The 23,072-nt window shown below is 49.7% G+C and carries 14 protein-coding genes; 9 read left to right on the forward strand and 5 right to left on the reverse strand.

What is annotated here, in order from left to right; all coding sequences use genetic code 11:
- Positions 1-3: 3 nt before the first annotated feature.
- Positions 4-1,248 carry a sigma-54 dependent transcriptional regulator gene (locus tag R3I13_RS18925; protein ID WP_346319528.1) on the reverse strand — a complete coding sequence of 415 codons (1,245 nt, stop codon included), beginning with the start codon at positions 1,246-1,248 and terminating at the stop codon, positions 4-6.
- A 5-nt stretch (positions 1,249-1,253) separates the two neighbouring features.
- Positions 1,254-2,681, reverse strand: coding sequence for a tRNA (N6-isopentenyl adenosine(37)-C2)-methylthiotransferase MiaB (gene miaB / locus R3I13_RS18930; protein WP_346319529.1), 1,428 nt, complete (start codon positions 2,679-2,681; stop codon positions 1,254-1,256).
- 291 nt (positions 2,682-2,972) lie between these two features.
- Between miaB and R3I13_RS18935 the strand changes: the two genes are divergently transcribed.
- From R3I13_RS18935 to R3I13_RS18965, 7 genes are all read left to right on the forward strand, one after another.
- Complete coding sequence (locus R3I13_RS18935) at positions 2,973-3,794, forward strand: hypothetical protein (RefSeq protein ID WP_346319530.1); 822 nt, start codon at positions 2,973-2,975, stop codon at positions 3,792-3,794.
- 489 nt (positions 3,795-4,283) lie between these two features.
- Positions 4,284-8,762, forward strand: a complete 4,479-nt coding sequence (locus R3I13_RS18940) for a DUF6443 domain-containing protein (protein WP_346319531.1) — start codon at positions 4,284-4,286, stop codon at positions 8,760-8,762.
- Between the two features lie 27 nt (positions 8,763-8,789).
- Complete coding sequence (locus R3I13_RS18945) at positions 8,790-9,308, forward strand: hypothetical protein (protein ID WP_346319532.1); 519 nt, start codon at positions 8,790-8,792, stop codon at positions 9,306-9,308.
- A gap of 194 nt (positions 9,309-9,502) precedes the next feature.
- A complete protein-coding gene (locus R3I13_RS18950; RefSeq protein WP_346319533.1) occupies positions 9,503-13,273 on the forward strand; it encodes a hypothetical protein in 3,771 nt (1,256 codons plus the stop codon).
- A 70-nt stretch (positions 13,274-13,343) separates the two neighbouring features.
- Positions 13,344-14,018: a hypothetical protein gene (locus R3I13_RS18955; RefSeq protein ID WP_346319534.1), complete on the forward strand. Its 675-nt coding sequence runs from the start codon at positions 13,344-13,346 to the stop codon at positions 14,016-14,018.
- 82 nt (positions 14,019-14,100) lie between these two features.
- Positions 14,101-14,745, forward strand: a complete 645-nt coding sequence (locus R3I13_RS18960; RefSeq protein ID WP_346319535.1) for a hypothetical protein — start codon at positions 14,101-14,103, stop codon at positions 14,743-14,745.
- A gap of 36 nt (positions 14,746-14,781) precedes the next feature.
- Positions 14,782-15,447, forward strand: coding sequence for a hypothetical protein (locus R3I13_RS18965; RefSeq protein WP_346319536.1), 666 nt, complete (start codon positions 14,782-14,784; stop codon positions 15,445-15,447).
- Between the two features lie 73 nt (positions 15,448-15,520).
- Here the strand turns inward: R3I13_RS18965 and R3I13_RS18970 are convergent, their stop codons facing one another.
- Together R3I13_RS18970 and R3I13_RS18975 are read right to left on the reverse strand one after the other, a co-directional pair.
- Positions 15,521-16,330, reverse strand: a complete 810-nt coding sequence (locus R3I13_RS18970) for a tyrosine-protein phosphatase (protein ID WP_346319537.1) — start codon at positions 16,328-16,330, stop codon at positions 15,521-15,523.
- Positions 16,331-16,348: 18 nt separating this feature from the next.
- Entirely contained in the window at positions 16,349-19,189 is a 2,841-nt protein-coding gene (locus R3I13_RS18975; RefSeq protein ID WP_346319538.1) for a TonB-dependent receptor, read from the reverse strand.
- Positions 19,190-19,419: 230 nt separating this feature from the next.
- Between R3I13_RS18975 and R3I13_RS18980 the strand changes: the two genes are divergently transcribed.
- Positions 19,420-20,562 carry an AraC family transcriptional regulator gene (locus R3I13_RS18980; protein WP_346319539.1) on the forward strand — a complete coding sequence of 381 codons (1,143 nt, stop codon included), beginning with the start codon at positions 19,420-19,422 and terminating at the stop codon, positions 20,560-20,562.
- A 9-nt stretch (positions 20,563-20,571) separates the two neighbouring features.
- Here the strand turns inward: R3I13_RS18980 and R3I13_RS18985 are convergent, their stop codons facing one another.
- The gene (locus R3I13_RS18985; RefSeq protein ID WP_346319540.1) at positions 20,572-21,441 is read right to left on the reverse strand and encodes an AraC family transcriptional regulator; all 870 of its coding nucleotides are present in this window, start codon (positions 21,439-21,441) and stop codon (positions 20,572-20,574) included.
- 205 nt (positions 21,442-21,646) lie between these two features.
- Here R3I13_RS18985 and R3I13_RS18990 point away from each other — a divergent pair, with 205 nt between their 5' ends.
- Positions 21,647-23,050 carry a glucoamylase family protein gene (locus tag R3I13_RS18990; RefSeq protein WP_346319541.1) on the forward strand — a complete coding sequence of 468 codons (1,404 nt, stop codon included), beginning with the start codon at positions 21,647-21,649 and terminating at the stop codon, positions 23,048-23,050.
- The last annotated feature ends 22 nt before the right edge of the window (positions 23,051-23,072 follow it).

A 23,072-nucleotide genomic window follows, 5' to 3' on the forward strand; every position in this document is an offset into this window, starting at 1 on the left:
TATTTACTCATTGATGTTGTATTCCTTCAGTTTCCTGTACAAAGTCCGTTCCGAAATGCCGAGGTCCAGCGCCGCGTCCTTTCTTTTCCCTTTGTGTTTTTTCAGCGCTTTTTCGATCAGCTCTTTTTCCTTATCGGCGATAGACAGGGTTTCTTCCACTTCCTCGTGGTGGTCTATTTTGTTGTCGTGTATGATCAGCGGCTGTGCCGGCGCAGCAATGATGTTGGGCGTGGCGGGCGTTTCGGCAGGCTGGAAGTTGTGCATGGGAGCGGAGTCCTGGAAAGCCGCGGCATGCGCCATGCCGGGGTTTTGCAGCACGTCGAAGAACATTTTCTTCAGCTCGGTCACATCTTTCTTCATGTCGAAGAACAGTTTGTAGAGGATGTCGCGCTCGCTGGAGAAATCACCGCCGGCTGCGCCGTTGTGCGTGCTGGGGATCACGGCCGGGAGGCGGTTGACCGCGGGCTGCTCCGGTAAAAAGCGCCGGAGGTCGGCCGCATGCACCAGTTTCTCGGGGGCCAGCACGGAGATCTGTTCCGCGATGTTCTTCAGCTCGCGCACGTTGCCCGGCCAGGGATAGTTGACCAGTATGTCGCGGGCCTCATCGTCCAGCTGGATGGAGGTGGTTTTATAACGTTCGGCGAAGTCCACGCAGAATTTGCGGAACAGCATGGGAATGTCTTCCTTGCGGTCGCGCAGGGAAGGCACACGGATGGGCACGGTGTTGAGGCGGTAGTAGAGGTCTTCCCTGAACTTGCCCTGCTCGGTGCGTTCCAGCAGGTCGCGGTTGGTGGCGGCGATCACGCGCACGTCTGTTTTCTGCACTTTGGAAGAGCCTACGCGGATGTATTCGCCGGTTTCCAGCACGCGCAGCAGGCGGGCCTGTGTGCCGAGCGGCATTTCCCCGATCTCGTCCAGGAAGATGGTGCCGCCGTTCACGGTTTCGAAATAACCTTTCCGGCTGTCTACCGCGCCGGTGAAGGAGCCTTTTTCGTGGCCGAACAGTTCGGAGTCGATAGTGCCTTCGGGAATGGCGCCGCAGTTGACGGCGATGAAAGGATTATGTTTACGGGCGCTGAGCGCGTGTATGATCTGTGAAAAAACTTCTTTACCAACGCCGCTTTCGCCGGAGATCAGCACCGTGAGGTCGGTGTTGGCCACCTGTGCGGCCACCTGCAGGGCGTAATTGAGCGCCTGCGAGTTGCCGATGATGCCGAAGCGGTTCTTAATGCTTTGAATATTGTCCATGTCCGTTAGTTTTGGTACGGCCCCGGCACGATCGTACCGATCAGTGTACCGGCCGTACAGTCATCTATTTTAACCATCACATAGTCTCCCTTTTGGAAATTCTCCTTCGGGAAAACCACTACTTTATTCTGATCGTTCCTTCCGAAATAATGGGCGTCCGAACGTTTGGAAACGCCTTCGATGAGCACTTTGCAGGTCCTGCCTACTTCTTTTTGCATGCCTTCCAGCGAGTGTTGGCGGTGAAGGGCCACCACTTCGGCCAGGCGGCGTTTTTTCACGTCTTCGGGCACATCGTCCTGGTAGCGGCGGGCGGCCAGGGTGCCGGGCCTTTCGGAGTAGGCGAACATATAGGCAAGCTCATATTTCGCGTATTCCATGATGGCCATGGTATCCTGGTGGTCTTCTTCCGTTTCCGTGCAGAAGCCGGTGATCACGTCGGTAGACAGTGCGCAGTCCGGCAGTATTTCGCGGATGCGGTCTATTTTTTTCATGTACCATTCCCGGGTGTAGGTGCGGTTCATGAGCTGAAGGATGCGGTTGCTGCCGCTTTGGACGGGCAGGTGGATGTAGTTGCAGATGTTCTCATGGCGGGCCATGGCGTACAGCACTTCATCGGTGATATCTTTCGGGTGGGAGGTGGAAAAGCGCACGCGCAGCAGCGGGCTGATGGCGGCTACTTTTTCCAGCAGCAGGGCGAAGGTGACGGTTTCGTCCTTCGCCTCGTCCACGAAATAATACGAATCAACGTTCTGGCCCAGGAGGGTCACTTCGCGGTAGCCTCTTTCAAAGAGATCAGTGGCTTCCGCGAGGATGGAATACGGGTCGCGGCTGCGTTCGCGGCCGCGGGTGAAGGGCACTACGCAGAAGGAGCACATGTTGTTGCAGCCGCGCATGATGGATACAAAGGCGGTGACGCCGTTGCTGTCCAGGCGTACCGGGCTGATGTCCCCATAGGTCTCTTCGCGGCTCAGCAGCACGTTGATGGCTTTCTGGCCGGTGCCAGCCTCTTCGATGAGGGCGGGGAGGGTGCGGTAGGCGTCGGGGCCTACCACGAGGTCTACGAGCTTTTCTTCTTCCAGGAATTTGGCTTTGAGGCGTTCAGCCATGCAGCCGAGTACGCCGACGAGGAAGCCGGGTTTGTTTTTCTTGGTCTTTTTGAACTCGGTAAGCCGCTGGCGGACGGTCTGTTCAGCTTTTTCGCGGATGGAACAGGTGTTGAGCAGCACGAGGTCGGCCTCTTCCACGTTGCGGGTGGCGCCGAAACCTTCCTGGTTGAGGATGGAGGCTACGATCTCAGAATCATTGAAATTCATCTGGCAACCATAGCTTTCTATATAGAATTTTTTTGAATAAGTGCGCGTGTCTTCACTGGCCGGGGCAATGGCCTCGCCCTGGCGGCTTTCATCGTGTATTTTCTGTACTGTTTCCAGCATGATCCTGTCTTCGTTTTTAGGACAGCAAAAATACATAAAAAAATGACAGAATGACAGGATTGTGTTGGATGGAGGGTGGTTTTAACGGAATGATCATCAGGGGAATACCGGGTGGTTTATGATTTCGAAAACATTCAATGCTGGTAGAACGGGCTTTAAATAATCACTAATTGGGAGTGTAACCCCTGTTCGAAATTATCTAAGCCTGTTCCTACGGGTATTCGTAATTGACGAATGGCTTCCCGGGACGGCCAGTTGGCATTGATTTACCTTTAGTTAAAAACTTAAATTATGGCTACACAAACAGGTGTTTTAAAATTCACGGGCCGGTTGGGCAACCTCATCGGCTACCGCGTAGGCGGGGAGTACTACCTGCGCTCCATGCCGCAACGGGTGCGGCAAAGCCCGCGCAGTAAGATCAGCGGGCGCTGCTTTGGCAAGGCCAGCAAGCTGGGTGCGGCGATACGCCATGCCCTGGAGGGTATCATGGATACCGCTTCTGAAAGCACATTGGGGAACCGGCTGAACCGGGCTTTGCTGGGCGTGCTGCGGCAGGATGACCTGCATGGTATGAAACGGTTTATTCCCCGGCATTTCCGGGCGTTGGAGGGTTTTTGTTTCACGCCGCATGCGGAATTGGGCAGGCTGCTTACGGTTGCTCCCGTAGTTACCCGGGATGGTAATGGCAATATTGAAGTGGCGGTTCCGGCGATGGAGGCATTGAATGGGCATCCCCAGGCTACGCATATCAGCATTAAAGCTTTGGCGGTATGTATCCGTCCCGGTTACACGGCAGCTACTGCCGAGCAATCAGAACCGGTATTGTTGGAAATGGGTAAGTCTTCGGAAGCTTTTACGCTTACGGTACCTGCTTCGCCGGATGCGGTAAGCTGCGTAATACTGGAAGTAACTTCGTTACAGGAAGAGCATGGGCGGATGTATATGTTGCGGAACAGGAAGTATGCGGCTGCGGAAGTGATCGCGGTATTGCCGCCAATGGTGGAGCATCGCGGGGCGGTTACTTACTCCCGTGACGAAGCGCAGGCCCGGCGCTATCGCCAGCCTATGCCTTATCTGCCGGGGATGATCATTCATTCGCCGCAACGGGAATAAACTATGACTGCAATAACTTGTAGAATATACTTATGATATTGCCCGGCAAGCGCTTGCCGGTGAACCTTTATGCCCCTTCATTTCATTTTTCCCTCTAATGTGCTTCTTTCGTTTAACCCCGTGCTTTGTACAGCAATATTTTCTCTCAGAAAACACAATTTCATTATGCAAAATGCCATTTACATTAGGTGAAAAAATGCCTTATGCTACTATTACGGCATCTCCATGCTATTTCCACATCATCTCCGCAGCAAGTCCACGTATCCGGTATTATTCCTGTATTGATGCAGGCCCTTTCCCTGCGTCATCCTTCCATCTTGCTTCTATCTAGTCCCGGTCTTTACGACGTTCTTAGCTGGCAGCAGGAAATATTGCTTTCCAAAAAAAATATTTATATTTAGAACTATTAGCTATTTGCTATTTATCTCTTCATTGAACCATTTGATACCTATGTTCAGAATCCCTCAGTATGTTTTGTTAATCGCGGGTTTGTTAAGTTACCATGTTAGCCAGGCCCAGAACGCCCCGAACACAAGCTCCCGTCCTTCGGCGACAGCGGCTACTGTTCCTGCAGCATATACCAATCCCACCATCAATTACATCCGCACCTGGGAGCCGGCCATGCCGACCACCGATCCTGCGGTAGTGACGGCCACGGCGCGGACGGTAAAGGAAGTAAAACAGGCCACGCAATATTTTGACGGGTTAGGCCGTCCGATCCAGCAGGTATCCAAAGGTATGAGCGGTGGTGTAACGGTGGAGGCTACCGGTGGTAAGGACCTGGTGAACATGCAGATATATGACGCTTACGGGCGGGAGCAGCTAAAATACCTGCCCTATGTACCCCAGACGGGTAATACCAGTGACGGTTTATTCAAGACCGCGCCTTTTGCCGGGCAGGCCGCCTTTTACCAGAATGCAACACTCAATCCCGGTGCACAGGGTGAAAGTATCTATTATAAACGCACGGCATTTGAAGCCTCTCCTTTGAACCGGGTGCTGAGCACTTATGCACCCGGCAACAGCTGGGCGCTGGAAGGTGGTAACAAACCGGTAAGCCTGCAATATTTGGTTAATGCGGTAAATGATTCAGTGCATATCTGGGACATGCCCACCAGTGTCACTATTCCGACCAGTGCAGCTGGCAGGGTATATGGCGCAGGACAGTTGTATAAGAATATCACCCAGGATGAAGCGGGCAACCAGGTGGTGGAGTATAAAGACAAAGAAGAGCGGGTCATCCTGAAGAAAGTGCAGCTGGCAGTTACCCCTGGCACAGCCCATGTAGGCTGGCTTTGCACGTATTACGTGTATGATGATCTGAACAACCTGCGCTGTGTAATCCCACCCCGGGCCGTAGAACTCATTAATAGTAGTTGGGTGATTAGCACCTCCATTGCCGACGAGCTGTGTTTCCGGTATCAATACGATGGACGCAGGCGCATGATCGAAAAGCGGGTTCCCGGCGCCGGACCGGTGCAGATGGTCTATGACGTCCGGGACCGGCTGGTGTTTACTCAGGACTCTGTGCAGCGTGCTAAATCACCCACCAAAGAATGGCTGGTGACCTTTTATGATGCGCTGAACCGGCCGGTAATGACAGCGCTCTATCCCTCCAATTCCACGCGGGACCAGCTGCAAACAGCAATGAACACCGCTACAACAGGCACGACATTAACCTATACCGCTCCCGGAGTTGCAGACCTGGTAGTGGGCAACCGGCAAACCGGCCTGACCAGCTACAAAGCCACTGGCAGCGTCACGTTTCAGCCAGGCTTTGAAAGTGAAACGGCGGCGGAGTTCGTGGCCGAGATCGATCCTGCCCTGCAAGGGCTGACTACCCAGCTCACCGTCAGCAACCCGCTGCCCAGCATCACTGGCTACCAGCCACTGACCTATACTTTTTACGATAATTACACGTATACCGGCAGCCACAGCCTGCAATCGGCAGACCTTTCCAAGCCCCAGGCAGGTACCAATCCTTATGCGGAATCTGTCACCGCCGCCAGCACCATGACCAAAGGGCTGACCACCGGTAGCCGGATAAAGGTGCTGGGTACATCTGACCAATGGCTGACCACCACGATGTTTTATGACAACAAAGGCCGGGTGATCCAAGCCATCAGCGACAATACCGGCGGCGGCAAAGACATTGTAACCAGCCTCTATGATTTTAACGGCAAGGTGCTCAGCAGCTATGTCCGCCACACCAACCCGCGCAGTGGCGCCACGCCCCAGACGACGGTACTGACGATGAACACCTATGATGCTGCAGGGCGGCTGCGTTCCATTAAAAAACAGCTCAACGACAATACCGCCCTGGAAAGGACCGTGGCTACGATGGACTATGACGAGCTGGGCCAACTCAAGGAAAAGAAACTGGGCGTTACCAGCGCCTCCACCCAACTGGAGAAACTGGCTTATGAATACAATGTCCGGGGCTGGCTGAAAGGGATCAACAAAACCTATGTCAGCACTGCTGGCAGCACCACCAACTGGTTCGGCCAGGAACTGAGCTACGATTACGGATTTACCACCAACCAGTACAATGGCAATATCGGCGGAGCCAAGTGGAAAAGCGGCGGTGATGGTATTGCCCGGGCGATGGGATTCGGGTATGATAAAGCCAACCGGCTGACGGCTACGGACTTCAACCAGCAAAATACCGGCACCACCACCTGGCAAAAGAACCTGGTGGACTTCAGTGTGAACAACCTGGCTTACGATGCCAATGGCAACATTCTGTCCATGACCCAGCGGGGCCTGAAAGCCGGCGCCCCGGCTACGGTGGACCAGCTGAGCTATGCCTACTATGCCAACAGTAACCGGCTGCGCTATGTGCGGGATAATGTCAATGACGTCAGCAGCACGCTGGGCGACTTCAAGGAACCCACAGCCAATAATACCTCCAACCAAAGTGCCCCCACGACGGACTTCGATTACAGCTACGATGTGAATGGCAATATGATGGCGGATAAGAACAAGGAGATCACAGGCATTGTGTATAACCATCTTAACCTGCCGCAGACGATAACCATCACGGGCAAAGGCACCATCGCCTACCAGTACGATGCAGCTGGCAATAAACTGAAAAAGACGGTGACAGACAATACAATTACCCCTTCCAAAGTAACCACTACAGACTATATGAGCGGGGGCCTGGTATATGAGAATGACACACTGCAACTGCTGAGCCACGAAGAGGGCCGTATCCGGACAGTATTCCAATCGGGCCAGCCGCTGCAATACAGGTATGATTACTTTGTCAAGGACCACCTGGGCAATATCCGGGTGGTGCTGACGGAGCAGACGGATTTTTCGATGTATATGGCCAGCATGGAGCCGGAGAGCGCAGCAAAGGAAAATGCCTTGTTCAGCAACATCGATGCGACCAGGACTGAAAAGCCTGCCGGTTACCCCGAGGATGCGACCCCACAAGCCACCACAGAGACTACCATCCAGCCAAACAGCTTCGTAGCCAAACTGAACGGCAATAACCCGGATAAAAAGATCGGCCCCAGCCTGGTGCTGAAAGTGATGGCGGGTGATACGATCCAGATCGGTGCCAAGGCCTTCTATAAATCCGGCCCAGCAGAGCAAAACAACAACGCTGTACCGCAGGACATGCTGGGCGCCTTGATCAGCGCCTTCGGCAATGGGCAAAATACCACGGAACCTGGCCATGGTGCAGCAAACACCGCCGTGAACAACACGCCCTTCAACAATGATTTTAACAATGCCTACCAGCGGCTGAAGGAAAAGGACAAAGATGCAGCCAACCCGCAGCGGCCCAGGGCTTACCTGAATTTTGTGTTGTTCGACGAACAGTTTAACTTGGTGGAAGATAACAGCGGGGTGAAACAGGTGCAGGCCACACCGGATGAACTGCAGACGCTGGCGCAGGATAAGATGGTGATGGAGAAGAGTGGCTTTTTGTATGTGTACACCAGTAATGAAAGTCCGCAGGATGTGTTCTTTGATAATGTAACGGTCTTGAGCTTACCGGGTCCGATGTTGGAAGAGACGCATTATTATCCGTTTGGGCTGACCATGAGGGGTATTAGCACAGATGCGACCTATAGTAAACTGCGGAATAAATACCGGTACAACGGGAAGGAGTTGCAGGATGGGGAGTTTGGTAATGGAAGCGGACTGGAATGGTATGATTATGGTGCGAGATTTTACGATCTGCAGATAGGGAGATGGCAAACGCATGACCCGAAACTTCAATACGGCTCGCCCTATCTTTCAATGGGTAATAATCCTATTAATGGTGTTGATTCTGATGGCAAATGGTTTTGGGAGAAAAAGCATATTAGGCAAGCACGTGAATATGCAAAGCAAACAGGAGGTGAATTTCATAAGTTTAAAGGAAGTGACGGCAAGAACTGGGCATCTGTACAAGATAAATCCGGATATACCAGTTCATATACTAATGCGGATGGTGTAAAATCAAAAGAATACAACGTTACTAATCAGGTTTTTCGGCCCGGAAAAGATAGGTCAGATTTACTTAGGGCAACAGGAAAGAATAGCTATGATATCGACTTGACAACAAAATCCGGATTTGAATATGTGAAGGGCTTAGCAATAATGGGGGATGCATGGGCGCGTGGTTCGGGTGAATTTAACCGAGAGGGGCAAGCCCCAGGGATCGTTAAAGGAATTGCGGGATTAAATCCTTTAATTGGTGCTACTAATAGTATTTATTCAATAACAGTAAAAAAGGATATGTACGGAGTAGACGCTTCTAGTAGTGCAGATCAAACACTGGCTTGGGTAGGTCTTGTCTCAACGATTCCCGGATTTGGTAATCTGGCGAAAGGTGCAAAATTCTTGCCTGTGGGTAATAGCGTGGTTAATGCTGCGGTTGGGGCAGGAACCATAACTGACGATGCTTTAATGGAAATTGGTTTTCTGGATGACGCTGGTTTTTTTGATCCGATAAAAGCAACACTCTCAAAGTAAGAATCACCGATTAATTTTTTGAATAAAATGAATCCACAAGTAATACTCCCATTGATTAGCAGAAGACGTTCAGTAAAGATAAAACTGTTTTTATTTGGAGGTCTTATTTTGTTGTCCGTCGCTCTTTTCAGTTCTTTTTTGGGGGTAAATCAGTTTAAGCTCATATTCTTGATTGCCGGTTTATTGTCATTGTGGGTAGGAGGTATGTTCAAGGATCATAACATTATCGGAAAAATTAAAATTACGACGAATGAAATAGCGGTGGAAAAACCTGATAGTGTGGAATTATTTAATTTGCAAGGTATACAATCGTTGAAATTTCAGCTTTTAGGCATTAAAGGTGAGTTCTATTCCATGAATTCAATATCCATAAAACAAGGATCGGATAATCTTGTTATGTTCAATTACCATGGTGAGAAGAAGGAATTTCTATTCTTGCTCGAGGAACCGCAGGCGGTTTCTTTAAAAGCAATTTTTGAAGTTTGGAAACAAAGTAATATTGAGTTTTGGGTAGATAATCAGACACGCAAGCATCTAAACCGGTAAAAAGACAATATTAACTGCGATCGGAAAATGGCTGGAAATAGGAAATAGGTAGTGAAAAGTATCTGAACAATTATTTTTAGTGTTACATATAATGCAGTTATACTTAACAATCAAATCCCAAGCTTAACCTTTTACAGCCCTTACATATGAAAATGAGTATCCTTCCACGCATTTTAGACCCGAAACGCCTTGTTATGTTGACCATGTTGCTACCTTTTGCAAGTCACACACTGATGGCGCAGCACCAGAAAATCGTTCCCGTTACACCGGAAGCCGCGGCCCTCGCGAAAGCGAATAATTATGAAGTGAGTATGAATACGGGCGTACCCAATATCGGCATTCCATTCTTCGAGATTAGCTCCGGCAGTTTAAAACTTCCCATCGGCATCAGTTATCATGCGGGCGGGTTCAAGATCACAGAGAAGTCTACCAGCGTAGGCCTGGGATGGTCTTTGAATTGTGAGCTGCAGGTTACACGTACCATCAACGGGAAAGACGATTTCGAGTTTAACGGATATGCCGGTAACAATCTGATCAAATCAGGGTATACTAATTATTCGCAAGATGACGCAGCCTCTTACGATTTTTACACCAACTGGATGCGGACCTATAATCTGGCAACCGGCACAGAAGATGGGGCGCCTGATAAGTTCAATTACCGGCTGCTGGGAAAATCCGGCTCGTTTTATGTTCAAAAAAGCGGAGATGGTGCAACGTATACATTTGTTCCGGCACCTTATGAGAATATCAGGATCGTATTGACAAATAACCAGTTCATTATCACCGATACGGACGGTACAAAATACACATTCGGGCAGGCAGGTAACTCCGGAAACGTTGGCGACCCGCTCAGCGCCAAAGAATTTACTGCTGATTACATCGATATACATGGCGGCTGCACCAACTGCAAGCTCACCGCCTGGAAGTGCATTTCTATAGAAACCGCTTCCGGTACCGACCGTATTGATTTTGAATATGCCGCCAAAGCCCAGATGAAGAGTACTTCGTACCAGGATTACGTAGAATGGTTTTATAACCCGACCCCATGCAATTTGGAAACCCTGGCCCCTTACCGAACAGGGAATAATTTCACTCAGGGGAGCTCTTTATCAGCAGTATTGTCACAAAATCCCTGGTACAGTCTTTCTTCTCCCAAGTATGTGGAACATTTTGCCTGGGAGAAAAACCGGTTTCATATACCGTATCTGAATGGTACAAGTATCGTGGATGTTGTATTGGAGGACGACCGGGTGCAGGATCTAAATGGTAAAAGTGCTTATATGGCGGGCCTCGCGCTCTCCAAAATTACTTTCCGCGGAGGGACTGTGGTTTTTACCGGCAGTAATGAGCTTTCCAGCATCCAGTTAAAGAATTCCAAACAGGAGGTTGTCAAGAAAGTGACCTTTTTTTCGCAATATACAGCTCCTGCCAATCTTACTGATGCCAGGTTGCATAATGGCGATTCCTTTAACGGCACGCTTTATCTCGATTCCCTGCATATCGGTTCGGGGAGTTCAGATACGGAGCGGTATACATTTCTATACAAGACAAAAGTCTGTTTAGGCAGTCATCTTGTGGGTGGCGATACCTGGGGATATTATAACAATAATACGAAGGATATTTATTTCCGGAGAAATAGCGATTACAACATGGATATCCCGAAACAGGTACTGCCCTATGACTATGTAACCTCCACCTCTAATGCCTGCGCGGGAACCCGTACGAATGCCGCCTTCTCTTTCGGGAATGACAACCTGAAGGAATACCCGGATGAAATCAAGGCCCAATATGGCACGCTGCAAAGGATCATTTATCCTACCGGGGGATATACCGATTTTGCTTTTGAACTGAACCAATACCGTTTATTGCAGACATTAGGGAATTATCAGTCGCTGCTTCCCCGCTATGGCGGCGGCCTGCGGATCAGAACGATTAGCCGTTACGACGGTATCAACCCGCTTCCTGCTTCCCAGAAGTATTATGTATATGGAGAGAATGAAGATGGGACCGGTCTTTTGCGCACTAACCCTTCCAGTACTTTCAAACCGAATTCTACCGGGTTCGAAGCAACATCCTATACGCAGCACGTCTTGTATTTTCATGGCGGGAAATATGACGAAACCAGCCCGAGTTGCTTCAATAAAACCTGCATGGGGCTTAAGACAAATGAGAAGAAGATCACTTATTTTCCGGCCAGTAACCAGGACCTTACCTATCAGAACGGATCGCCCATCTATTACATGCAGGTGACGGAATACGACCGCGACCTTGGAGTTGTGACCGGCAAAACCGTACACAAGTATCTGAGTCCGTATTACTTTACGGCTTATCAGAACATGCCGTCTGTAGTTAGGGCCACCAACATACCCTATCTGTACTCAGACTGGCCGATGGGCGCATTGCAATCCGTTACATCCTATAAGAACAATAATGGCGTATATCAGCCGGTGCACCAGCAATCCTTTACCTATACATCCATGTTTACTGCGCAGCAGGTCAGGGTGGTATATGCATTCTTACAGAATGTGTATGTACCTATTGCCGGCACGATGCATTCAGGCGTATCAGAAAGTGTCCTGTATGACCCGACTTATAATTTCCAGTCCGGTGATTATTTAAGGACGCAATCGGATTTTCTTGCGGGTCAATACCATGTAAAAATCGGCAGGATCCTGCCGCAAACTAAAGTTGAAACTGTCTTCCAGGGTTCGGAAAGCCTTACCAAAACCAGTACCTACTATTATGATAACCCGGCTTACATGCAGCCTACGCGGATTGTAACTACCAATAGTAAGAACCAAAATGTGACGCAGCAGCTCAAATATCCCTACGATTTTGTGGCGCAAACCGTGTATGCTGACATGGTGGCAAAGAACATTATTTCGCCGGTGGTAGAGGAGACTAATACGGTGCAGTCGTCCACCCGCAAAACCATCACCAATTATGCTCTTTTTAGCGGTGGAACAGGTCTTTATTTGCCTACATCCGTTCAAACCTCCACCAACAGTGATGCTCCCGTAACAGAAGTGACTTTCAACAGCTACGACTCTTATGGTAACCTCACCCAAAAGACGGGCATAGATGGCGTTACCACCGCTTATCTTTGGGGTTACAACTCCCAATACCCGGTAGCGGAAGTGAAAGGTAAGACTTACACCGCCACCAAAGCACTTATTACGGAATCTATACTGAACCAACCGCTCAATGATGCCCAGTTGATAGATAACTTAAATAATCTCCGGTCGGATGCAGGCAGCATGGTGAGTTCGTTTACTTATCTGCCCTTGGTTGGTGTAAGCAGTATGACCGGTCCTGAAGGTAATACGCAGTATTATGAATATGACCATTTCGGAAGGCTAAAGCTGGTACGCGATTATCAATCCAAAATCGTCAAACAAATGGATTACAACTACATCGACAGTTTTTCCACAAATGCCACTAATGGTTTTATCGCTGCCAATATGCCCCGGATGGCAACATTTCATTTCAGTGAGTGTACGCCAGCTGTATTGAATACTTATAACAGGGTGCTGTTCGGTGGCACTTTCAATACCGGATCTTCCGATTATCAGAACGATATTTTGGAGAGCAGGCTGCAAAGTGGGGAAGGTGTAATGATCCCGGTTTTGAACAGCCAGTGTCCCTCGCCCCTGGCACATGTGCAGTTGAAACATACGGGGATGTGGTTTGCCAATGCGCCGGCTACGATTGACGTCATGCTGGTGCAGAATGAGCACGTCATTTACAGGAAGCAATTTAAACCTGTAATGACCGGTTCAACTGATATTTCATATGCGCCGGTCGGTACTTATAAGATCATCTGGAATCCCAATCCAGGTTTCGTTAAAAGTTTTTGTGGCTTTTGGGTGTATGATGGTACTACCTATGTACAATTGAAATCCGGTGATTCCTTCACCTTTCAGCCTAATGTCAACTACGAGATTTTCTCGTTTGACAATATCTGAGTCAACTATCCGGTTGCACTCTACATTACTTAACCAAAGTAAAGCAGTTAAAATAATTGCAGGAAATTGAATGAATAACTCAATAAGGAAACAGCTTGCATGTAGTATAATAATATTCTGGGCATTCATAATGCCTTCAATTGCGCTTTGCGGCCAAGATCTAAAAATGATGAAATTGACCAAATCTGATATTAGAGAAAATGTAAGATGGCGATATGAATTCACCGATAAAACCGGCTATTACAAGGAAACGATTTTTCTTTATAAAAACGGGAGGTTTAAATATTTTGAGCACGGTTGCTTATTCAATTTCTACAGTACCGGGAAATGGGAAATTTCTAATAGTATACTGGTATTAAACAACGATATAAAGAAAGAAGATGTTCCGGCTTCTATTTCGTATTCAAATGACACAACTGATATATTTGGGCTATCAATATTTGGTATCGTCAGAAACAGGAAGGGTGAAAGCATTTCAAGTGCTTTTGTTAACATTAATACGGACAGTGTCAGATGCTTGCCAGCCTATGAATTATGCGACGGCTCATATAAAACAATAGATAGCGTTAGGCTGATATTTGAAAATGGGTTTACTTCCAAATGGATGAAAGTCTTAAAAAGACCGGAGAAATATATTTTTATCAAAGTTGAAACGGATTTGGAAATTGAATCTTACATTTCCTTTGATAATTTTAAATACCGATTAGCGAGGGGCCTACTCAAACCAATTGAAGTAAATAAATAGAATAATAACAATGAATAGTAGAAGCAGTATTATTATACTACTTATTTTCTTGGTAGCTTGCTCTTCACCCCAAGTCCCCCGCTTGAGAGTAGATAGCATTAAGAGACCCCCAAATATTTCAGAATTTGCAACGCTTTTAAACTTCGGTTCCGAAGATGAAAAAATCTTTGTTTGGGCTGATCCAATTGGACCTTTGATCTATAATGGGCAGGAGCATTCACATATCCAGGGCGTTAAATTTTATTATGTAACAGCTAAACAGACATCAGTTTTATACTATGAGAATTTCAAGTTGAGAAATGATAATAAAAAATGGGATTTTAAAAATAGTAAAATTTTAAACTATCCAGGGGAAGCGACATTGGAATTAACAAACGGTAATGATACCCTGTTAGTTTTCCGGGTTCTGGAAACCCGAGAATTTGAGAGGGTGTATAATGGTATTTTATTCAAAGGTATGCCAACAATATATCCCAATTGGGCTAACAAATATGCAGCTGATGTAATGATGGAGTTTAACATTGTCAGAAACGACACAAGTACTTATACACTTACTGTGACTGACGGAACAAAAATTGCATATAAACTTTGCTCCCATTGTGATAAACTTCCTCAAAAGGTCAGTTTCTTAAATCGAAAAGATGGAAGGATCTATTTTATAGAGAAAGAATGCTATTTGGAACTTGTCAATAAAGAAGATGTGAAAAAATTTCAGGGATTAAGATAGCCCGCTTACCCAAACCATTGAAAAAAAAAGAGTAAAATGAGGATTTTCTATGTTTTTCTTTTTTGGACGTTTATACCCTATAGCCTGTGTGCGCAGCAGAGTATACCAGATGGTAAGCGAAAAGTACATGGTGTCGATTCTTTGACCGAATTCAAAGGATACTATGTACGGGTATTCGAAAAGAAAGTAATAACCGATCGTGGGAAGAATAGAAAGAAACGCCTGGATAACAGGCCTTTTAAAGTACTCATAGAAAATGGAATGAGCGAAAGTTTCTTTCTTCCCGCTGGTGCGGACACTATAGATTTAAGAAAAGAATTAAATTCTTTGTTTGATAAAAAATACGATGCCATTTATCTCTATTGCAGCAGTGCGAACTATTCGCTGTTTGATGCACAATTTTGCAATGACAGTGGGCGGTTAAAAATGGATACCTGCCAAGGCTTAAACTCTAATAAATATTATACACTTAATAGTTCGGATAAATATTGCTACCAGGTGTTCTATTTAACGGGAAAATGGCTTAAGGGCATAGCGATCACTGATGTCCAAAAGGATGTCTTCAGGAAACAGGCGAAATATCTCAATAGCGCTATCCCGGCCGTAAATGTTTACCTGCTAAAGGAAGCGACATCGGTACACGAAGTTACCGTCCATTCAATGAAACTGTGGAAGGAAGTACCTCCGCTATTTCAGGATTAGCGAGAGTCTTAAACCAAAAATACAAAACCGCCGCATCTGCCAAAGCAAATGCGGCGGTCTTCATCATATTCAATCACATCGTATACCTCTCCCTCAACACCCTCATCTCCCTCTCCCCAATCCCCAACTCCCTCGCAAAGAAATTCTCCACCGACCCATAAGTCTTCTTCAACGAATCAAACATGATCCGGAGATACTCCGGCTTCAGCGCCATCGCATCGGTGATCTGCTCCTTACTCATCCCCGTCATCTGCTGCAAACCCTGGAACATGCGGGCATTCATGGGAGCGAGATAGACGTTGCTGGCGGTAAAATCCGCTTCGATAGTCTCCTGCGGCACCTGCAAAGCGTAGAGAAACAAAGCCGTGGCCATGCCGGTGCGGTCACGGCCGCCGGTGCAGTGGTACATCACGGATTCGTTGGCGGGCAATACCAGCAATTCCTGGAATAGGGGTTTGTAGCGCTCGCCCAGTGGCGTAATGTTGCTGTAGAACTTTTCAAGGAAACCGCCCTGTTTGATATAATCCGCCATCATGGCCGGGGTAGGGAGGCTGTCGCTGCCTGCCGGGCAAAGGGTGTAGCGGGTGCCGGGCAGGATGTGATCCGGCGCGGCGGCGGCTTCTTTTCTTCCGCGGAAGTCAAATACGGTGTGGATATGTTTTTCTTCCAGTGTTTGAAGGTCCTTGTCGGTAAGACGGCTCACATCGGCGGAGCGGAACACCCTGCCGGTGGTTACTGTCTTGCCGGTGCTGGTTTTATATCCGCCCACGTCCCGGAAATTGACGGTGCCCTGCATGCGCACCAGCCGCTGCGTACTGTCTGCCAGCTGCGAAAATGCGGCTGCAGGGATCAGCATGGCTGCTGCTAAGATCCATTTTTTCATTGTGTTGATGTTTTTAGATTATTTGATAATGTCCCAACGGATACCGGCCTGCCCGCGGCTGCCGTACCATTCGTTGCTCACCACCCTGTTGCGGTTGCCCATGTATACTTTCAGCGGCTCGTTGGTAAGATTGTTCAGTTCCACGAAGGCACGGATGGAAGCGGTAATGTTCACGGTCGCGGAGGCGTCAACGGTGAAGTTCTTGTCTGTATAAGTAAAGAAATCCCTGCCCAGCTGCTGGTTGATGGATTCCACGGAAGCCCCGCGGTAATTGCCGGCCAGGCGTACCATCACGCCTTTTCGTTCGTAGAACAGGATGCTGTTGAACAGGTGTTTGCTCTGGTTGGGCAGGGTAGTGGTGTAAGTGCCCGTAGGCTTCACCTCTGAATTAATAAAAGTATAGTTCAGCTCCACGCCAAGCCCGGAAAGGAAACCTGGCAGGAAATCCAGCCTTTTATTGATACCGGCTTCCATGCCCAGCAGCCAGGCGTCGCTGAGGTTCTGCGCCTGGGTGAGCGTGTAGTTCTGGCCTTCCTGCTGGTAATTCACGCGGTTGGAGAAGATGACGTTCTTGATCTTCTTGTAAAACACCCCGCCAGACAGCAGGCCGATGTTCCTGAAATAATATTCGCCCATCAGGTCGAAGTTGTTGGCGAACGTAGGTTTCAGGTCCATATTGCCTTTGGTGATGGTGATGGGATTTTTGGTATTGTCCACCGACTCGCCGGGCGTGAGGTCGGAGAAATTGGGCCGCACGAATGTGCGGGTGTATGCCGCGCGGACGTTGGCCTGCGGGCTGATGCTGTATTTCAAATGCACCATCGGCAGCAGGGCATTGTAGGTATTATTCACTGATACAGGGCTGAGCGTCACAGTAGCAGGCGTGCCGGCTGTCACCGCTTTGGTGCCGTGCAGGGTGAAAGTGGTGTATTCATTCCGCACACCGGCCACGATCTTGAATTTTTCACTTGCATCGATCTCTGCCATGGCATAACCTGCCGTGACTTCTTCGGTGCCGTTGTAAATGTTGGTGGGATTGGTTTTGGACGTTACGTTCATGAACCCGTTCTTCCGAAGGGTGGCGGTATCGAGCAGGTCGAAGAGCTGTTGCTTGGTGAGCGGGTCGATGGCGTAGGCGTCGTAATTGCCGTCCAGGCCTTTGAAGAAGCCGCCGCGCATGGGGAAGTCCGTCCGTTGCAGCTGGCTCAGCGGCACCAGGGCGGGCGATTGCGGGATGCCGAGTGATGCGCCGGCGAGGTACACGATGCTGGAGCCATACATGCCGCTGCGGTCTTTGTGACGGTATTTCACGCCGGCCTTCAGGTGCACTTTGCTATTGAGGTTGTAACGGAAATTGAGCTGCGCCGTCTTATCCTCTTCGCGGGTATCCAGCTGCGCGATCACGAGCTGTTGCAGCAGCAGTTTCGACGCGTCCATCACTTCGCCCTTGTCCCTCAGCCCCGGGTCGAATGCCCCGGGCATGCCGCCTTTACCGTCCGGTGAATCGAAATCCCAGTAACGTTTTCCATCCGATGAAAGGTTGCTGAAGCCGCCGTTGATCTTCTGGCGGAAAGTGGAGATAGGCAGTCCTTTGTTCGAATTGGTAGGCGGTGTTTCGAGGAAGTATTTTGTATAATAATTGCTCAAAGTCCAGTCTATCTTCACTTTGGGGCTCAGCTGGTGCTCGCCGCCCAGCTCGGCGCCGTTCAGCACGGTCTGGTAATGGGAATAACGGTAATTGTATTGATACTGGCTGTTGTTGTAATCAATATAAGATTCATATACCGGCCGGATGTCGTTGAACTTGTCCATGAGGCCGCGCAGGAAGATCTTATTGCCGGCATTGAAAGTGTAATCCAGCCCCAGGTTCGCTCCGTAGGTCTGGCGTTTGCCCATATACCGCTTCAGCATCACGGTGCTGATGGAATTCTTCTGTTTTACGTCGGCCAGGCCGGTGTTATAGGTGACATCGAACGCATCGGTGCCCCACTGGCGGTTCCAGATGGCGGCAGCCACCATCACGCCCAGTTTGTTCTTAAAGAAGCGGTCGCCATATACGATGGAGCCGTTGTAGGTGCCGTCTTTCGAAAAAGTGTTATACCCTGCGGCGGCGCTTACGTTCAGCTGCCTTTTTGCCGGCGAGGTGCGGGTGATGAAATTAATCGACCCGCCAATGGCATCGCCTTCCATATCGGGGGTAATTGCTTTGGCTACCTGCACGTATTGGATCATTTCAGAAGGCACGGCATCCAGCACGGAGTTGCGGCTGCCCATTACGTTGGCGCTGGGCAGGCGGTTGCCGTTGAAGAGGATGGAGGTCCAGGCGAAAGGCGTGCCCCTTACGGTGGCTGCATCCGCCTCGCCATGGTAGCGGGCTACGGCTACGCCCTGCACGCGTTGCACGGCTTCGGCGGCGTTACGGTCCGGGAGCTTGCCGATAGCATCCGCGGCGATCACGTCCATAATGGCCAGGGAATTTTTCTTGATGTTGAGGGCTTTCAGCTGCGAAGGGGCCATGGTGCCTTTTACCAGCACTTCCTTTACCTGGCTGCCCGGCTCCAGCTGGATGATGCCGGCGTCGTTGATGCCTTTTTTTACATCCAGCTCTATAGCCCGTGATTCATGGCCAATATAGGTGACAAGGATCTTTATTTTGCCGGTTGCATGGGCATTGAGCGTAAAGTTACCATTGAGGTCGGTAGTGGCGCCTTGTCCCGTGGCGGGGCACTGAACGGTTGCCCCGGGCAATTGCCCGTCCTTCCCGCTTACCACTCCTTTGATGGTTTGCGCCTGTGTTGCCGAAGCAAAGAGCACGAGCGTTATAATTGTGATAGGGATTTGTTTCAGACCAGCGATCATAGTTGATATAATTTTCTGCAAAAGTCAGCAACCGGCCGCAGCCGGGCGACCGGGTAGATGTACCGGTACGCGGGAAAGTGCATGCCGATGCAATAGTACGGCTGCGTATTGGGAACCAGTGCATTAGGGGCTGTTACCAAATTATTACCAATGCCATAAAAGCAGCGGGAAACGGGTGAGTTAACATTCGCATAATACAGCTGCGCTAATTTTAAGGCAGCGATCCGGGTATGTTATACGTTATTTCAATAGGCGCATTCCAGGCATTGATAGCCGTTTTATTGTTGTGGAAGAACAAGTTCCGCAACAAGGCGGATGCTTTGCTGATCGTGCTGTTATGCTGCATCGCCACGCACCTGGGCATCAAGTTCTATATCTATTCTTTCGTGGAAGACCTGCACATCCGCACGCAGATGAATACCTTCATCGGCCTGTGTTATGGTCCCCTGGCTTATTTGTATGTGCTCAAGCTGCTGGACGATAAATTTATTCCCGCCACGCGGATGTATCTTTTTATTCCTTTCGTGCTGGCCGCCATCGCATACCTGACGGTGTTTTGCCTGCTGCTGGCCGATGTGCCGGTGGGCCACCGCGCATTACGGGTGTACAACGATCTTTCCACCTGGCTGTTCATCGCTTTCGGCGCGGCTTTCCCGCTGATGATCTTCAGGAAGCTGCGGCAGATTAAAGCAAAAGAAGAACGGCAGCTGGTATTGCACATCAGCTCTCTGATGCTGGCGGTAGCCGCGGTGGGCGCCGTTTTCAGGGCTATCGGGTATTTCAGGGAGTTTACGATGGAAAACATGCTGCTTTGCAGGAATATCTGCTACATATTGCTTTCACTGATCTGTATAGACATCCTGCGGTTCAAATACGCCGGTATTGTAAGCGGGCGGACGGCTGCGCCCCCGGCTCCTGTCGCTGAAGAAGACAGCACCGGCCTCATCCATGCAAAAGAAGACCATACAGAAACGCCTGCCCCGAAAAAGATACAGCTCAGCGAAGCAGCGCATAGAAAAATACTCCAGCAGCTGGACCAGCACCTGGCCTCCACCAAACTATACCTGGACCCCGATCTCGGCCTCGACAAACTCTCCGCCGCCATCGGCGAAAGCAAATACCACGTATCCGAAGCCCTGAACATGTACGCCGGCAAATCGTTCTACCAATACGTCAACGAATACCGCATCTCCCGCGCGATGGAGATCATGACGTCCATCCATCAGAAGAACCTGCCGGTCAATATCCTCATGATCGCCTTTGAATGCGGCTTCAAAGCGAAATCTTCTTTTAATGCCTATTTTAAAAAGATCACCGGCGAAACGCCCAGCGCTTATTTATCCCGGCTGAAAGCAGGCGCGGCGGCGTGTTAGGAGGGGAATTCATTTTTCCCGCAGAAAAGAACGCCGGTATTTCAGCGGGCTTATATGATAATGCTGGAGGAACTGCCGGTTGAAATTGGAAATATTATTGTACCCGCATTCATAACACACCGCCGTAACAGAAAGCTCATTTTCCTCCAGGAGCCGCGCAGCCTTTTGCAGCCGCAGTTCCTGTACGAATCCCGAGAATGTTTTGCGCGTGCGCGAGGAAAAGAACCGGGAGAACGCATTTTCGTTCATGTCCGCAATGGCGGCTGCTTCGCTAAGCCGGATGTTGCTTTCAAAGTTGGCGTGTATCCATTCGAATACATTGCTCAGCCGGTTGGATTCTTTCTGGTTGTGCCCCACCAGGGGAGATCGGGTAATGGCGCTGAGGTTTTTGGACTCGGCCATGTCCTGCAGTATATCCACCAGGCACAGCCAGCGGCGCATGCCGGTGAGATGTATGATGTCGTGCAGTTTCTGGCTGACTTTACGCTGGGTGGCGCCTGTTACGTCCAGCCCGCAAACGGCGCGCTCAAACAACCTGCGGATGCGCCTGGTTTCCGGCAGGGCAATAAAATCCTCTCCCAGTGAAGCTTCTGTAAAATGAATAACGATGGAGCGGGCCCGCAATGCGGAACCTTCTTCCAGGTACCTGTCGTCGTTCCTGTAATGATGCGGCAGGTTAGGCCCGATAAAAGCCAGGTTGCCCGGCTGGAAACCGGACAGGTGATCGCCGATAAAACGTTTCCCGGTGCTTTCGGTTACCAGCACGATCTCGTATTCAGGATGGTAATGCCAGGGCGTGGGATAATAACTGTAGTCGAAATCTTTTACGACGAAAGAATGGTTTTGCTCCTTTGGCAGATGCTCCAGCGCCGGCTTCATAACGATTGTATTATGCTCATAAGTTAACGCTTATTTGCCGGATTTTGCTATGAAAGTATAGAATTTACTGCTGAAAATGGTAGTTTGAAAGGGATGGGGTATTTAGCTTTGTTCATATGCCACGTACCATCCGTTGCAGTTCTCCCTCCACGTAGGATCACATGCCACGTCCAATTATCAACCGCAGCCAAAACAGCACGCAGACATGATACAAAAGATGATCCTGGTACTGGCGACCGCTTTCAGCGTTGCCGCAACAGCTCAGACAAAAAAACAGCCACATTCCATTGCGCCCGTAGGCGTCATAAAAGGCCTTAGCGACGAGGCATTACTGGAAACCGTTCAGCGGCAAACCTTCCGTTTCTTCTGGCATGGCGCCCATCCCGTGAGCGGGCTGGCGTTGGAAAGGAGCAATACCGTGCTGGCCGAGCATTATTGGGATTATATCAACGAGGCCTGGGACGAACCGAATTTCAGCACCACGCCCTTCGGCCCTGATGCGGGCGCCATCGGCGGCACGGGCTTCGGCATCATGAGCACCATCGTAGCCGTGGAAAGAGGCTGGATAGGCCGGGATACCGCCGTGGGAAGGCTCATCCGCATCGCGGATTTCCTGATCAACGCGGATTGTTACCACGGCATTTACCCGCACTTTATGAACGGCCGCACCGGCAAGACCATCAAATTCGACCGGCTGGACGATGCGGCAGACATCGTGGAGACCTCCTACCTGCTCATGGGTTTCCTCTGCGCCAGGGAATACTTCAACGCCGATGCGCCCCGCGAAAAATATCTCCGCAAAAGAGTGGACCAGATGTGGGGAGCTGCCAACTGGAACTGGCATACCAACAACCAGGATAAACTGTTCTGGCACTGGAGTCCCAACAACGGGTTTGATATGAATTTCCCTGTATGGGGCTGGAACGAATGCCTGATCACTTACATCATGGCCGCTGCCTCGCCGCGGCACGGCATTTCAAAAGAAGTGTACAACGGTTCCTGGGCCGGCAGCAAAGGGTTCAGGAATGGCAATACTTATTACGGCATCAGGCTGCCGCTGGGGAATTTCGACCGGGGCGGGCCCCTGTTCTTTGAACAATACACTTTCCAGGGAATAGACCCCAATGGCCTGAAAGACTCGCTGGGCATCGATTACCTGGAACAGGCGCGTGCCCACACCCTCATCAACCGGGCGTATTGCATCGAGAACCCGAAGCAGTATAAAGGCTACAGCGAAAAATGCTGGGGCCTCACGGCGGGAGACAGCTACAAAGGCTATGCCGCGCACTGCCCGGATACAGACCTGGGAGTCATCCAGCCCACGGCCGCCATTTCATCGATGCCTTTTACCCCGAAGGAAAGCATGCAGGCGCTGCGTTATTTCTATGAAGAAATGGGCGGTAAGATATGGAGCAAATACGGGTTTACGGACGGCTTCAGCATTCATCACAACTGGTACGCCAAATCGCATCTGGCCATAGACCAGGGACCCATCGTAGTGATGATCGAGAATTACCGCACCGGGCTGTTGTGGAAACTTTTCATGAAAATACCGGATATACAGAATGGCATGAAAAAACTCGGTTTTCAAAGCCCCTGGATAAAGTAATCGCGTAAAAAATTATACTTTA

Source organism: Chitinophaga sp. YIM B06452, from assembly GCF_039655965.1.
Classification (GTDB): Bacteria; Bacteroidota; Bacteroidia; order Chitinophagales; family Chitinophagaceae; genus Chitinophaga.

Coding starts and splice junctions, on each gene's coding strand:
- R3I13_RS18925 (WP_346319528.1), bottom strand. CDS start 1,248: ATGGACAATATTCAAAGCATTAAGAACCGCTTCGGCATCATCGGCAAC.
- miaB (WP_346319529.1), bottom strand. CDS start 2,681: ATGCTGGAAACAGTACAGAAAATACACGATGAAAGCCGCCAGGGCGAG.
- R3I13_RS18935 (WP_346319530.1), top strand. CDS start 2,973: ATGGCTACACAAACAGGTGTTTTAAAATTCACGGGCCGGTTGGGCAAC.
- R3I13_RS18945 (WP_346319532.1), top strand. CDS start 8,790: ATGAATCCACAAGTAATACTCCCATTGATTAGCAGAAGACGTTCAGTA.
- R3I13_RS18950 (WP_346319533.1), top strand. CDS start 9,503: ATGTTGACCATGTTGCTACCTTTTGCAAGTCACACACTGATGGCGCAG.
- R3I13_RS18955 (WP_346319534.1), top strand. CDS start 13,344: ATGAATAACTCAATAAGGAAACAGCTTGCATGTAGTATAATAATATTC.
- R3I13_RS18965 (WP_346319536.1), top strand. CDS start 14,782: ATGAGGATTTTCTATGTTTTTCTTTTTTGGACGTTTATACCCTATAGC.
- R3I13_RS18970 (WP_346319537.1), bottom strand. CDS start 16,330: ATGAAAAAATGGATCTTAGCAGCAGCCATGCTGATCCCTGCAGCCGCA.
- R3I13_RS18975 (WP_346319538.1), bottom strand. CDS start 19,189: ATGATCGCTGGTCTGAAACAAATCCCTATCACAATTATAACGCTCGTG.
- R3I13_RS18980 (WP_346319539.1), top strand. CDS start 19,420: ATGTTATACGTTATTTCAATAGGCGCATTCCAGGCATTGATAGCCGTT.
- R3I13_RS18985 (WP_346319540.1), bottom strand. CDS start 21,441: ATGAAGCCGGCGCTGGAGCATCTGCCAAAGGAGCAAAACCATTCTTTC.
- R3I13_RS18990 (WP_346319541.1), top strand. CDS start 21,647: ATGATACAAAAGATGATCCTGGTACTGGCGACCGCTTTCAGCGTTGCC.